At 71.3% G+C, this 13,182-nt stretch carries 12 protein-coding genes; 3 read left to right on the forward strand and 9 right to left on the reverse strand.

Features of this window, described 5'->3' with window-relative positions; translation table 11 throughout:
- Positions 1–232 precede the first annotated feature (232 nt).
- On the forward strand, positions 233–1,414 hold the full coding sequence (locus FYW99_RS25900) for an EAL domain-containing protein (protein WP_394350378.1): 1,182 nt from the start codon (positions 233–235) through the stop codon (positions 1,412–1,414).
- Positions 1,415–1,484: 70 nt separating this feature from the next.
- Here the strand turns inward: FYW99_RS25900 and FYW99_RS25905 are convergent, their stop codons facing one another.
- A complete protein-coding gene (locus tag FYW99_RS25905) occupies positions 1,485–2,375 on the reverse strand; it encodes an SGNH/GDSL hydrolase family protein (RefSeq protein WP_150254650.1) in 891 nt (296 codons plus the stop codon).
- 746 nt (positions 2,376–3,121) lie between these two features.
- On the opposite strand from FYW99_RS25905, the gene FYW99_RS25910 reads away from it, so the two are divergent.
- Positions 3,122–5,446 (forward strand): hypothetical protein, encoded by a 2,325-nt coding sequence (locus FYW99_RS25910; RefSeq protein ID WP_150254651.1) that lies wholly within the window; start codon positions 3,122–3,124, stop codon positions 5,444–5,446.
- Between the two features lie 381 nt (positions 5,447–5,827).
- On the forward strand, positions 5,828–6,202 hold the full coding sequence (locus FYW99_RS25915) for a hypothetical protein (RefSeq protein WP_150254652.1): 375 nt from the start codon (positions 5,828–5,830) through the stop codon (positions 6,200–6,202).
- A gap of 150 nt (positions 6,203–6,352) precedes the next feature.
- Here FYW99_RS25915 and FYW99_RS25920 read toward each other — a convergent pair whose 3' ends face one another.
- Genes FYW99_RS25920 through FYW99_RS25955 form a run of 8 tightly spaced genes read right to left on the reverse strand, consistent with a single transcriptional unit; the run spans position 6,353 to position 12,998 of the window.
- The gene (locus tag FYW99_RS25920) at positions 6,353–6,730 is read right to left on the reverse strand and encodes a metal-sulfur cluster assembly factor (protein ID WP_150254653.1); all 378 of its coding nucleotides are present in this window, start codon (positions 6,728–6,730) and stop codon (positions 6,353–6,355) included.
- Positions 6,730–7,206: a Fe-S cluster assembly sulfur transfer protein SufU gene (gene sufU / locus FYW99_RS25925; protein ID WP_150254654.1), complete on the reverse strand. Its 477-nt coding sequence runs from the start codon at positions 7,204–7,206 to the stop codon at positions 6,730–6,732. Before sufU ends, FYW99_RS25920 begins: the two co-directional genes overlap by 1 nt.
- 19 nt (positions 7,207–7,225) lie before the next feature.
- A complete protein-coding gene (locus FYW99_RS25930; RefSeq protein WP_150254655.1) occupies positions 7,226–8,527 on the reverse strand; it encodes a cysteine desulfurase in 1,302 nt (433 codons plus the stop codon).
- Positions 8,528–8,530: 3 nt separating this feature from the next.
- Positions 8,531–9,292: a Fe-S cluster assembly ATPase SufC gene (gene sufC, locus FYW99_RS25935; RefSeq protein ID WP_150254656.1), complete on the reverse strand. Its 762-nt coding sequence runs from the start codon at positions 9,290–9,292 to the stop codon at positions 8,531–8,533.
- A gap of 7 nt (positions 9,293–9,299) precedes the next feature.
- Complete coding sequence (locus FYW99_RS25940; protein WP_150254657.1) at positions 9,300–9,635, reverse strand: non-heme iron oxygenase ferredoxin subunit; 336 nt, start codon at positions 9,633–9,635, stop codon at positions 9,300–9,302.
- Positions 9,628–10,788: a Fe-S cluster assembly protein SufD gene (gene sufD / locus FYW99_RS25945; RefSeq protein WP_150254658.1), complete on the reverse strand. Its 1,161-nt coding sequence runs from the start codon at positions 10,786–10,788 to the stop codon at positions 9,628–9,630. The genes FYW99_RS25940 and sufD overlap by 8 nt, the downstream gene beginning before the upstream one ends.
- Before the next feature lies 1 nt (position 10,789).
- The gene (gene sufB / locus FYW99_RS25950; protein WP_097634272.1) at positions 10,790–12,202 is read right to left on the reverse strand and encodes a Fe-S cluster assembly protein SufB; all 1,413 of its coding nucleotides are present in this window, start codon (positions 12,200–12,202) and stop codon (positions 10,790–10,792) included.
- 19 nt (positions 12,203–12,221) lie between these two features.
- On the reverse strand, positions 12,222–12,998 hold the full coding sequence (locus FYW99_RS25955; protein WP_150254659.1) for a helix-turn-helix transcriptional regulator: 777 nt from the start codon (positions 12,996–12,998) through the stop codon (positions 12,222–12,224).
- Positions 12,999–13,182 lie beyond the last annotated feature (184 nt).

The following is a 13,182-nucleotide window of genomic DNA, read 5'->3' on the forward strand; positions in this document are numbered from 1 at the left end:
CCGCCGGGCCCGTCCCGGCGGGCGGTGCCGTGTGCGCACCGGGCGACGCCGCGTGCGGACCAGCATGGACGGCGCCGGGACGGGTCCGCGCACGTCCGGGAAGGCGTCCCTCACCGTCGGTACGCGTTTGCCTCCAGATGTGAACACCGCCGAGCCGCCCTCCCTACACCCCGGTGAAGGTGAGGGGAACAGCCGAGGACAAGTCTTCAGGTGGGACCGTTTCGGGGTCACCATGAGGACTGTGACTGCGCTGCATCCCCAACACACTCCCACGGCGCATCCGGGCGGGCCGGGTGCGGTGGCCCGCCGTGCTCCGGGTGCCCCCGGGTACCAGCCCGTCGTCGACCTGGACTCGGGGACCGTGGTGGCCGTGGAGGTCACCGCCTCCCCGCCGCCCACCGCGCGGGGCTCCTACGCGGAGGTGTCCCCCCAGGAGGAGTCGGCCGTGGCCGAGTGGCTCCTGGCCCTGGTCCGGGAGACCGCCGTGTCCGAGAGCCTGCTGCCGATGGTCCTGCCGCTGCCCGCGCGGATCCTGGCCGGGGAGGGGTTCGCCCCCCTGGTGGAGAGCCTGTTGCGCCGTGCGGGCCGTCGGCCGCGCGACATCACCTTCATGCTCAGTCCGGACATGGCCGAGCTGGCGCGCAGGACCGTGGTGGCGGGGGTCTCCCGACTGCGCGCGGCGGGTTTCCGGTGCGGGTTCGGAACGGCGATGGTGCGCCCGGACCTGGTGGTGGAGTCCGCGCCGTTCCTGATGCGGATCGACCCGGCGATCGTGTCCGGCGTGGCCGGGGACCAGCGGCACGCCACCGTGGTGGAGGGCCTGGCGCGGATCGGCCGGGGCAGCGGCGTGTACGCGCTGGCCTCGGGCGTGGGCACCGCCGAGGACGTGGTGCGGCTGCGCCGCTGCGGAATACGCGTGGGCACGGGGCCGTTCTTCGCCGACCACGCGTGGCGGCCCGGCGAGCGGGTGACCCCGGTGCCCGAGCCGAGCACCGGGCAGGACGGGAAGGAGGACTCCGGGCCCCGGGTCACCGAGTTCATGGTGCCGCCCGTGGGGCTGGACTCCGACGCGACCGCGGAACAGGTGCTGGAGTCCTTCACTGGGGACCCGGCGCTGAACAGCGTCATCCTCATCGACCACCGGGACCGCCCGGTCGGGGTCGTCGACCGCACGCGCTTCCTGTTGTCGGTGACGGGCCGCTACGGGCACGCCCTGCACGCCAAGCGTCCGGCGCTGCGGCTGGCCGAGCCCCCGCGCACGGTTCCGGCGTGGATGTCGGCGCTGGCCGCGCTGCGGGTGGCGGGCCAGGACACCGAGCGGGTCTACGACGACCTGATCGCCACCAACTCCTACGGCCAGTGCCTGGGTGTGGTGCACATCAGCGACCTCATCCAGTCCCTGTCGCGCAGCTGAGCGGTGGAACGAACGGCGCCCCGTACCGGGACCGGTACGGGGCGCCGCCGCATGTCGGCGAGCGGGCGGGTCAGTCCACCGGGTCGGGGCCCTTGGTACCCGAGGGGCTGCTGGTGGGCGCGCTCTCAGCGGGGTCGAAGCCGTTGTAGGTGCCCTCCCGGGTCCTGCCCTCCTCGATGGTCCTGGCGATCCGGGACCGGGTGTCCTCGTCGTGCAGGTAGTCCAGCTCGGGGCGCTTGGGCAGGCGGCCGTCCCCGGAGGAGCGGCCCATGGCGCGGCGGCGCAGCCACGGCACCAGGTACTGGCGGGCCCAGCGGCGGTTCTCGCGGCGGCGCAGGATGCGGGGCAGCTGCCGGGGCGGGGTGGTCCACGGGTCGGTCCAGGACTCGGGCGGTCCCATGGGGAAGCCGAGCAGGTCGGCGACGCGCGCGGCGACGATCTGGTGGCCCGCGCCGTTGAGGTGCAGGCGGTCCTCGCTCCAGGCGCGGGAGTCGGTCAGGGCGTTGAGCGCCCACAGGTCGACGATCTCGGTGCCGGTGCGCTCGGCGACGGCGCGCATGTGCATGCTGAACACGGCGATGCGGCCTCGGTAGTAACGCAGGACCGGGATCCACCCGGTGTCGTGGCCGGACAGGATCACCACGCGGATTCCGGCGTCGCGCAGCTGGCGGATGCCCCACTCGAAGTGCTCGGCCAGCCGGTCGAGGTCCCCTCCGGGGCGCAGGACGTCGTTGCCCCCGGCCAGGACGGTGACCAGGTCGGGCTTCCAGGCCAGCGTCTGGTCGAGCTGCTCACCGAAGATGTGGCGCATCCGGCGTCCGCGCACGCCCAGGTTGGCGTAGCGGAAGTCGGGGGTCACCGTGGCCAGGTGCTCCGCCAGTCGGTCGGCGAAGCCCCGGTACTCTCCGTCCGGGCCGCTGTCGTCTTCCATCCCCTCGGTGATGCTGTCGCCGATCGCCACGTAGGACCGGATGGGGTCCGGTCTGTGGGGCCGAACGGCCGCTGGGGGATTCGTCTCAAGGTCTGTCACGTCAACCAATCATCCGGCTCGACCGTCCCACGCCTGCGCGCGCCGAGGGTGCGCGGGTACGGCAATCGTGGTGTCGGGCCGCGGTCCGGCCACCACCCGTGTCCGAACACCGTCGCCCCCTGTCGGCCACCGGGCGCGGCCGTCCGGCCGGAAGGTCGCCCGGGCGAGGGACAGTGCCCGTCCAGCATACCCGCGGCCGACGACAGGGCGCCTGGGACGGAGTGTGTCGGCACACCCCGCCACGGTCCATCCTTCCCGGAGGGGTCGCGCGCGCCCGTTGCGCGCAGGGGACACCCGCGTGAAGGCGCCGTGAATACCAACGGCCGGTTGGCCCGGGAGGAACCCAAGGTCTGCTATGAGGTAACTCACACGTTCGCGCGGACACGAACGCCGGAACGCCCTCGTCACGGTCATCACACAGCGCAGTCACGGACCGGTCGCGGTGGACCTGGCACGCCCGGGGGTACCCATGTGGCCTCAGGGGACGTACGATCTCGGGGAAGTGCTCACGGCACCCCTGTCCCCCGGCTCGCCGTGCCCTCCCGTGGCACACGGACCGGCCTCCCGTCCGGCCTCCACGCGGGTGAGGGGCGCGTACTGTGGTGCATCGAACCGAAGGCCCGTGCGGTTCCTCCCCAATTCACGTGCAGACACCAGGAGGTCGAGGTCCCCAGCGGATGAACGCCGTCTCTCCGATCTGCCTCGTCGACCTCGCGCCCGCACTGCGGTGGTCGAGGTCGCCGGACGTGGCACCCCTGCTCCACCACGACCGCCTGATCGACGGCTGGTGGCACTCGCTGCCCGTCGCACGCGTCCTGGACATCGCGGGACCGCCCTGGCTCGCACACGGCATCGCCCGCCTGGCCCTGGAGCAGTGGTCGCACCTGCCGCTGGCCGAGTTCCTGCCGAGCCTGCGCACCCAGCTGGTGGACTGCTCCGACCTCTCCGAGCCCGTGCGCGGCGCGGTCGTGGCCACCGCCGGGGACTGGGAGCGCCTCATCTCCACGAGTCCGCAGGAGATCAGCGCGTGGCCGCTCGCCGACTGCGACCCCATGGACATCCTGAGCACGGTGGCCTGGCGGGCGCTACAGCCCTGCTGCGAGCTTCCCGGAGGGCCCACTCCCTCCCCCGCCCTGATGATGGAGGCCGTGCGCACCATCGCCCACTGGCTGCCCGACTCCGCGCCCGAGCACGTGCACAGCGCGCTGGAGTACCTCACCGCCGCCACGGGCTCCGGGACGGGGGCCGAGGGCTCCGGGCACACGGCGCCGCCGCAGACCCCGGCGACCCGCGCGATCCGCACCCTGCGGGCCCTGCGCGCCCAGCGCGGCGAGGAGGGCGAGCCCTCCGGCGCCCCGCTCCGGGAGCAGGCGGCCACGGCCATGGTCAGTTCGGCAGCGATGATCCCCGGCTCCGCCCTGCACACCGAGGCCGTGGGCGGCGACGGCGCGCACAGCGAGGGCGCGGGCGACCTGCGCTCCCAGTTCCGCAGCTCCCTGCTGGGCCCCGGGCGCACCCTGCGCCGCCCCAGCTTCGGTCCGCCCAAGGCCATGCGTCCCGACCACGCCGAGGAGCGTCCCCCCGCCCCCGAGCTGGGTCAGCACCCCCTGGTGGACCTGGTCGAGGAGATGTTCCGCTCCTGGCCGGAGCTGGAGCGCACGGTGGCCGCCGAGCGCCTGTTCGCCACCGACCCCATCAGCATCCGCGTGCTCTCGGAGCAGATCGCGGTGGACGTCACCGAGATCCGCTCCGCCCAGCGCAAGGTGGAGGAGCGCCTGCTGCGCTGGCTCAACGCCCCCGAGGGTGCCGCGGTCACCAAGCACCTGCGCGAGCTGTCCGAGCAGCTGGGCGCGGCGACCACCATCGACCGCCTGATCAACGCACACCCCGACCACCCGGTGGACGTGCCCACCCTCAACACGCCGCTGTGGCGGGTGATCATCACCCTGTTCACCGACCGGCGCATGCACAACGGCTGGCTGATCGCCGACGACCCCAACCGGCTGCGCTGGCAGACCCGCGAGCTGCTCGACGACGCCCCCAGCATGACCGAGGCCGGGATCCGGCTCAGCCGGATCGGCATCCGCCAGCAGGAGCTGCGCGCCTGGCTGTTGAGCACCCCGGGGGTGAGCCTGCGGGACGGGCACGTGTTCACGGACCCGTCGGTGCCCATGGAGATGCCGACCAACCACCCGGGCCACACCGCCCCGGAGGACTCGGGAGCCACCACCGAGAACGGGCTGCCCATCCGGCGGCGCATGGACGCGCAGCCGTCCGCGGCCCCGGCCGAGCCCGCCCCCGCCCACCAGCACGGGCCCGGCCCCGAGCAGGCTCCCGCGGCCTTCGGCGCCGCCGCCTTGGACCCGCACCGCGTCGTGCCTCTGGGCCCGGCGCCCGGACAGGCCCACGGCCTGCCGTCCGCGTCCCCGGTCGCACCGCCCGCTCCGCCCTCGCGGCCCGGTGCGAGCGACCCGGCCATGGCGGCCCGCTGCTTCCGCGCCCCCGACGGGCGCTGGTGGCACCGCATCGACATCACCGCCGACCACCTCAACGGCGCGCCCGTGGCCGTCCCCACCGGGTACGCCACCCACCTGGGGCTCCAGCCCGGACGGCTGCTGTGCCTGACCGCCCCGGGCGCGGACCTGCTGGTGCTCGTCTGGCGCGACCAGCCGGCCTTCGACTCCCTGCGCCCCCTGCTGCGCCGCCAGGCCGCCCAGCCCGGCGACCGCGTCTTCATCACCGTGGCGGGCGACCGCCTGGACGCGCGCAAGCTGCCCGCCACCGACCTGAGCGGCTACTCCCCCACGGCACGGGCGCTGCACCTGAGCGGCTACACCGCGCCCTCCTCCACCGAGGACGCCCTGAAGATCCTCTCCCGCCGGATCACCGACAGCGACGACGAGGCGTTCGCCGACCCCCAGTCGCTGATCGACCTGCTGTCCCTGCGCGGCGACAACGACATCGCCGCGGAGCTGCGCGCGGGCATGTTCGCCGCGCACTAGGCACGTTCCTCCGGCCGGGGCCACCACGGCCCCGGCCCCGCCCGGCATCCGGGAACGGGCCCGTTCACCCCCGGCCGTCGAACCCTTCCCCTCCCGAGCACCGGTGGCGTCGGCTTCGGGGCACCGGGGCCTTCTCCACGTACGCTCCCCCCGCCTCCGCCGCCTATGCGACACCGCGGAGCGCGACAGCGATGCCCTGTTTCCTGTGCGAACGGAGCGTTACCAGCCGCCAAAGTCACACGAAGTCCCCATGAACACACACAAAGGCAGGAGCAAAAGCACACAAACCCTAGAAGTGGCCTTCCGCGTGTGGTTGACTACGCACCGCCCCCCTTCCGGGTGCGGTCCTACCCCTGATCCACGACCACACTGAGGAGTTCCATGTCCGCCGCGCTCTCACGAGGCAAGTCGCTCGCCCTCACCCTGGCCCTGGGCCTACTGCTCTCCCTCGGTCTCACGGTGGGCACCGCCGCCCCCGCCGCGGCCGCGGGCACCTTCCGCCTGTGCAACGTGTCCTCCAACTACACGGCCTACGCCGACTTCGGCAACTTCACCACCTTCGTGGTCAACCCCGGCCAGTGCACCAGCACCGGTCTCAACTCCTCCGACACCTCCTACTCCGTGACGATCCGGGGAACCTGGGCCAACTCCCAGTCCAAGACCACCACGCAGTACCGGATCCCCTCCGGCCGCAGCGTCGACTTCCACGCCGGCGGCAGCTTCAACGCTCCCCAGTTCACCCCCCTCGTCTACTGACGGACCCGGGCACCAGCGCCTGAAGGCCCTGAAGCTCCGCGGCTCCCGCGCCTGACCGCGCGGGGGCCGTTCACCGCACGGTACGGCCCCCGCGCACGCGAACGGGCCGGTCCCCGAGGGGTACCGGCCCGTTCCGCGCGACGGCGCGGGTCAGACGTTGAAGCCCAGCATGCGCAGCTGGTCGCGCCCGTCGTCGGTGATCTTGTCCGGACCCCACGGCGGCATCCAGACCCAGTTGATCTTGACCTCGCGGCCGAACTCGTCCAGGGCCGAGACGGCCTGGTCCTCGATCACGTCGGTCAGGGGGCACGCCGCGCTGGTCAGGGTCATGTCCAGGGTGATCACCTGCTCCTCGGCGTTCACCCCGTACAGCAGGCCCAGGTCGACGACGTTCACGCCCAGCTCGGGGTCGATCACGTCCTTGAGCGCCTCGCTGATCTCCTCGACCAGCGCCTCCGCCTCCGGGGAGAGGGGAGCGCCCTCGGTGGCCTCGGCGGCCTCGGTCGTTGTCGTCTCGTTCTCGCTCATCAGGCGGCTTCCTTCTCCAGGGACTGCGACACGGCGTCCTTCCAGGCCATCCACCCCAGCAGGGCGCACTTGATCCGCGCGGGGTACTTGGACACGCCGACGAACGCCACGGCGTCCTCCAGCACGTCCTCGTCGGGCTCACCCTTGCCCTTGGACTGCATCAGCTCGGTGAAGGCGTCCAGGGTGGTCATGCCCTCGGCGACGGTGCGGCCGATGAGCAGGTCGGTCAGCACGGAGGTGCTGGCCTGGCTGATCGAGCAGCCCATCCCGTCGTAGGAGACGTCGCTGACGACGGCCTCGCCGTCGAGCGCGTCGGAGCCCTCGGCGGGGGTGAGCGCCACCCGGAGCGTCACCTCGTCCCCGCAGGTGGGGTTGATGTGGTGCGCCTCCGCGTTGTGCGGATCGCGCAGGCCCTTGTGGTGCGGGTTGCGGTAGTGGTCCAGGATGATCTCCTGGTACATCGCGTCCAACTGCATGATCAGGCTGTTCCTCGCTCTAGGGCCGGGTTCCGAAGAACTTCTGCGCGGCCCTGACGGCCTCCACGAGCGCGTCCACGTCCTCCGACGTGTTGTAGAGGTAGAAGGACGCGCGCGTGGTCGCGACGACGCCCAGCCTGCGGTGCAGCGGCCAGGCGCAGTGGTGGCCCACCCGGACCTCCACCCCCAGGTCGTCGAGGACCTGGCCCACGTCGTGCGGGTGGATGTCGTCCACGGCGAAGGACACGGCGCCGCCGCGGTCCACCGCCTCGGTGGGGCCGATGATCCGCACGCCCTCCAGGGCGCCGATCCGCTCCAGCGCGTACTCGGTGAGCGCGTGCTCGTGCTCGGCGACCCGCTCCATGCCCACGCGGGACAGGTAGTCGCAGGCCGCGGCCAGGCCGACGGCCTGCGGGGCCATCGGCACACCGGCCTCGAAGCGCTGGGGCGGGTCAGCCCAGGTGGAGTACTCCATGTGGACCACGCCGATCATGGAGCCGCCGGTGATGAACGGCGGGATGGCCTCCAGCAGCTCCCGGCGTCCCCAGAGCACGCCGATCCCGTTGGGACCGAGCATCTTGTGCCCGGAGAAGACCAGGAAGTCCACGCCCAGCGCGGTCACGTCGACCGGCATGTGCGGGACCGACTGGCAGGCGTCCAGCACGGTCAGCGCACCGACCTCGCGGGCCCGGGCGACGATCTCCCCGACCGGGTTCACGGTGCCCAGCACGTTGGACTGGTGGCTGAACGCCACCACCTTGGTGCGCTCGTTGACCAGGTCGGCGATCCCCGACAGGTCCAGGCGGCCCTCGTCGGTCACCGGGAACCAGCGCAGCGTCGCCCCGGTGCGCTGGCACAGCTGCTGCCAGGGCACCAGGTTGGCGTGGTGCTCCATCTCGGTCACCACGACCTCGTCGCCGGGCCCGACCTGGAAGCGGCGCAGCTCCTCGTCGGCGGTCGCGGAGTTGCTCAGCGCGTAGGCCACCAGGTTGACGCCCTCGGTGGCGTTCTTGGTGAACACCACCTCACCGGCGTCGGCCCCGATGAACCGGGCGATGGTCTCCCGGGCCGCCTCGTAGGCGTCGGTCGCCTCCTCCGCGAGCTGGTGCGCGCCACGGTGCACCGCCGCGTTGTGGCGTTCGTAGAACTCACGTTCGGCGTCGAGCACCTGACGGGGCTTCTGCGAAGTGGCCCCGGAGTCGAGGTACACCAGTGGCCGCCCGTCGCGGACGGTCCGGGAGAGGATCGGGAAGTCCTCCCGGATCGCCGCGACGTCGAGCGGGGCCGCCCCGGCCCGACCGAACTCGCGGACTGTGGTCATGGGTTACGCGCCCGCCTTCACGAAACGCTCGTAGCCCTCGGCCTCCAGCACGTCGGCCAGCTCCGGGCCGCCGGACTCGGCGACGCGGCCGCCCGCGAACACGTGCACGAAGTCGGGCTTCACGTAGTTGAGGATCCGGGTGTAGTGCGTGATGAGCATGACGCCCATCTCGCCACCGGCCTTGGCGCGGTTGACGCCCTCGGAGACGACCTTGAGCGCGTCGACGTCCAGGCCGGAGTCGGTCTCGTCCAGGATGGCGACCTTGGGCTTGAGCAGCTCCAGCTGGAGGATCTCGTGGCGCTTCTTCTCACCGCCGGAGAAACCCTCGTTGACGCCGCGGGCGGCGAAGGCCGAGTCGATGGACAGGTCCTTCATCGCCCCCTGGAGCTCCTTGGAGAACTGGCGGAGCTTGGGGGCCTCGCCGCGCACCGCGGTGACGGAGCTGCGCAGGAAGTTGGACATGGACACGCCGGGGACCTCGACCGGGTACTGCATGGCCAGGAACACGCCGGCGCGGGCGCGCTCGTCGACGCTCATCTCCAGGATGTTCTCGCCGTCGACGAGGACCTCGCCCTCGGTGATCTCGTAGCGCGGGTGGCCGGCGATCGCGTAGGCGAGGGTGGACTTGCCCGAGCCGTTGGGGCCCATGATGGCGTGGGTCTCACCGGAGTTGACGGTCAGGTCAACGCCCTTGAGGATCTCCTGCCGCTCGCCCTCGCCGATGAGGACGTCGGCGCGCAGGCCGCGGATTTCGAACTTGGTCATTTCAGCCTCAGGAATTCTTCTCATCCAGCGAGACGAGCACGTCGTCGCCGTCGATCTTCACGTCGTAGGTGGGGACCGCCTGGGTCGCGGGCGGGTTGATCGGCGCCCCCGAACGCAGGTCGAAGCAGGAGCCGTGCAGCCAGCACTCGATGGTGCCGTCCTCGACCTCGCCCTCGGACAGACGGACCTCGGCGTGCGAGCACACGTCCCGCACGGCGTACACCTCGCCCTCGCTGCGGACCAGGGCGATGGGCGTCTCGTCGTCGGTCTCGATCCCGAGGGCCCCCTCCTCGGGGATCTCGGCGAGCTCGGCGACCTTCACCCAGCGTCCGGCCTCACTCATGGGCGGCCAGCTTGCGCTCGACCTTGGCCATGATCTCCTCACGCAGCTCCTCGACCGGGATCCGGTTGATGAGCTCCAGGAAGTAGCCGCGGATGACCAGGCGCCGGGCCTCGTCCTCCGGGATGCCCCGGGAGCGCAGGTAGAACAGGTGGATGTCGTCCAGGCGTCCGCTGGCGGCGGCGTGTCCGGCGCCCTCCACCTCACCGGTGAAGATCTCCAGGTTGGGCACCGAGTCCACGCGGGTGTCGTCGGTGAGCTGGAGGTTGCGGTTGTGCTCGTAGGAGTCGGTGCCGGTGGTGCCCTCACCGATGATCACGTCGCCGATCCACACACCGTGGGCGTCCTTGCCGCTCAGCGCGCCCTTGTACTCCACCCGCGAGCGGGTGTTGGACATGTTGTGGTCGATGAGCGAGCGGTGCTCGTGGTGCTGGCCGTCGCCGGTGAAGTACAGCCCGTGGAGCTCGGCGTTGGCGCCGCGCCCCTTGTAGGCCACCTTCGGGGAGAGCCGGACCAGGTCGCCGCCCAGGGTGATCACGATCGACTTGAACGTGGCGTCCTTGGCCACCTGGGCGTTGTGCTGCGAGACGTCGACGGCGTCGCCGTCCCAGTCCTGGACGCTGATCAGCGTCAGGCGCGCGCCCTCGCCGACGTGGATGTCCACGCTGCCCGCGCGCACGCCCGTGCCGGTCTGGTTGAGGACCACGACCGCCTCGGCCAGCGGCTTGACGTCCAGGACGAACTGGTCGTAGCGCGTGCCGCCCTGGGCCTGGCGGTTGACGACGACCGGCCGCTCCAGGGCCGCGCCCTGCGCGACCGTGATGACCGTGGCCTCCTCGAAGGAGGTGTAGGCCTGGGCGGTGACGCGGTCGGCGGGGAACCCGGCGGTGCCGAGCCGCGCGTCGCCGCGGCCGACCGTCTCGACGGTGGCGCCCTCGGGGGCGTCCACGTCGAGCTTGTCGGTGCCGTCGGCGACGGCGCTGCCGTCGTGCAGGCCCTTGAGGCGGCGGATCGGAGTGAAGCGCCACTCCTCCTCGCGGCCGCCCGGGACGGGGAAGTCGTTCACGTCGAAGGACCCGTGGGTGGCCAACTTGGAGAACGGGATCTCCCCGAGGCCGTGGCTGTGGGCCTTGGGTTCGGTGCTGGGGCTGGTCAACTTAACCAACCGCTCCTTCCATCTGAAGCTCGATCAGCCGGTTCAGTTCCAGCGCGTACTCCATGGGCAGCTCGCGCGCGATGGGCTCGACGAACCCGCGCACGATCATGGCCATGGCCTCGTCCTCGTCCATACCCCGGCTCATCAGGTAGAAGAGCTGGTCCTCGCTGACCTTGGAGACGGTCGCCTCGTGCGCGAGTTCGGCGTCGTCCTCGCGCAGGTCGTTGTAGGGGTAGGTGTCGGAACGGCTGATGGTGTCGATCAGCAGCGCGTCGCACTTGACCGAGGACTTGGCGTGGTCGGCGCCCTCCTGCACCTGCACCAGTCCCCGGTAGGAGGCGCGGCCCCCGCCGCGTGCCACCGACTTGGAGATGATGGTGGAGGAGGTGTTGGGCGCGCAGTGCACCATCTTGGACCCGGTGTCCTGGTGCTGGCCCTCGCCCGCGAAGGCGATGGACAGGGTCTCGCCCTTGGCGTGCTCGCCCATCAGGTAGACGGCCGGGTACTTCATGGTGACCTGGGAGCCGATGTTGCCGTCGATCCACTCCATGGTCGCGCCCTCTTCGGCCACGGCGCGCTTGGTGACCAGGTTGAAGACGTTGTTCGACCAGTTCTGGATGGTCGTGTAACGGCAGCGGGCGTTCTTCTTGACGATGATCTCCACGACCGCGGAGTGCAGCGAGTCCGACTTGTAGATCGGCGCGGTGCAGCCCTCGACGTAGTGGACGTAGGCGCCCTCGTCGACGATGATCAGGGTCCGCTCGAACTGGCCCATGTTCTCGGTGTTGATCCGGAAGTAGGCCTGGAGCGGGATCTCCACGTGCACGTTCTTGGGCACGTAGATGAACGACCCGCCGCTCCACACGGCGGTGTTGAGCGCGGCGAACTTGTTGTCGCCGGCCGGGATCACGGAGCCGAAGTACTCCTCGAAGATCTCCGGGTGCTCCTTGAGGGCGGTGTCGGTGTCCAGGAAGATGACACCCTGCTCCTCCAGGTCCTCGCGGATCTGGTGGTAGACGACCTCGGACTCGTACTGCGCGGCGACACCGGCGACCAGGCGCTGCTTCTCCGCCTCGGGGATGCCCAGCCTGTCGTAGGTGTTCTTGATGTCCTCGGGCAGTTCCTCCCAGGAGGTGGCCTGCTTCTCCGTGGACCGCACGAAGTACTTGATGTTGTCGAAGTCGATCTTGGACAGGTCCGCGCCCCAGTTGGGCATGGGCTTCTTGTCGAAGAGCCGAAGGGACTTGAGCCGGAGCTTGGTCATCCACTCCGGCTCGTCCTTCTTGGCGGAGATGTCGCGGACGACCTCTTCGTTCAGACCGCGGCGGGCCGAAGACCCGGCCGCGTCGGAGTCGGCCCAGCCGTACTCGTATGTTCCGATCCCCTCGAGCTCGGGATGCGCGATAGACGTCATGCGCGGACTCCTCCTGGACTCAGACGTCCTTGTGGTGAACTGGGCCGCCCGCCGCCTGGCGGATGGCCTTGGACGCGGGGGTGCCGTCCTCCCCGCTCGCCACGTCGCCCCGGGGGGTGACGTGGGTGGTGCACACACCGTCGCCGTGGGCGATGGTGGCCAGCCTGCGCACCGGGGTGCCCAGCAGCCGCGCGAAGGCCTCGATCTCGGCCTCACAGAGTTGCGGGAACTCGGCGGCCACGTGCGCGACGGGGCAGTGGTGCTGGCACAGCTGATCACCGCCGCCGGGTGCGGGCGCCTGGCCCGCGGTGGCGGCGTAGCCGTCGTTGGAGAGGGCCTCGGCCAGCAACCGGACGCGTTGTTTCGCGGGAACAGCGTCCAGCAGGGGCTTGTAGCGCCGCTCCAGGTCGGCGACCTGACTGCGGGCGAACTCGCCGACGGCTCCGGGACCGGCCGTGTCGGCCAGGAAGCGGAGCGCGCTGGTGGCGAGGTCGTCGTAGGCGTGGACGAAGGCGTCGCGTCCGGCCTCGGTGATGGCGAAGACGCGCGCCGGACGGCCCCGGCGGCGTCGCCCGCCGTGGGGCCGGGCGTCGCGGGCCTCGACCATGCCCTCGCTGGTCAGGGTGTCGAGATGGCGGCGGATGGCCGCCGGGGTGAGCCCGAGCCGCTCTCCCAGTGCGGAGGCGGTGACCGGGCCCTTCTCCAGGATCAGCCGCGCGACCCGTGCGCGGGTGCCGGTCTCGGCCCCGCGCTCCGGTCCGGCCAGGGGGCGGGACACACTGGACGCCTCGGACACAGTCTCCCCTCCCTCTCTCTGACGCTGCTCCTGGTTTTGACAACATCAGTGTGGCGTAAATAAGTCCGCCGAGGCAAACCCGACCCCATGGACTTGGTCACGAAGGACAGGCTTGCCTAACAGGGGGTTCACGCACCGGCCACCCTCCGGACACGAACAAGGACGGGGCCGCGATCCTTCCCGA

It is taken from the genome of Nocardiopsis deserti (assembly GCF_008638355.1).
Lineage (GTDB): Bacteria > Actinomycetota > Actinomycetes > Streptosporangiales > Streptosporangiaceae > Nocardiopsis > Nocardiopsis alborubida.

Excerpts from the sequence above, each read along its gene's own strand:
- FYW99_RS25900 (WP_394350378.1), top strand. The coding sequence starts at position 233 with ATGAGGACTGTGACTGCGCTGCATCCCCAACACACTCCCACGGCGCAT.
- FYW99_RS25910 (WP_150254651.1), top strand. The coding sequence starts at position 3,122 with ATGAACGCCGTCTCTCCGATCTGCCTCGTCGACCTCGCGCCCGCACTG.
- FYW99_RS25915 (WP_150254652.1), top strand. The coding sequence starts at position 5,828 with ATGTCCGCCGCGCTCTCACGAGGCAAGTCGCTCGCCCTCACCCTGGCC.
- FYW99_RS25920 (WP_150254653.1), bottom strand. The coding sequence starts at position 6,730 with ATGAGCGAGAACGAGACGACAACGACCGAGGCCGCCGAGGCCACCGAG.
- sufU (WP_150254654.1), bottom strand. The coding sequence starts at position 7,206 with ATGCAGTTGGACGCGATGTACCAGGAGATCATCCTGGACCACTACCGC.
- FYW99_RS25930 (WP_150254655.1), bottom strand. The coding sequence starts at position 8,527 with ATGACCACAGTCCGCGAGTTCGGTCGGGCCGGGGCGGCCCCGCTCGAC.
- sufC (WP_150254656.1), bottom strand. The coding sequence starts at position 9,292 with ATGACCAAGTTCGAAATCCGCGGCCTGCGCGCCGACGTCCTCATCGGC.
- FYW99_RS25940 (WP_150254657.1), bottom strand. The coding sequence starts at position 9,635 with ATGAGTGAGGCCGGACGCTGGGTGAAGGTCGCCGAGCTCGCCGAGATC.
- sufB (WP_097634272.1), bottom strand. The coding sequence starts at position 12,202 with ATGACGTCTATCGCGCATCCCGAGCTCGAGGGGATCGGAACATACGAG.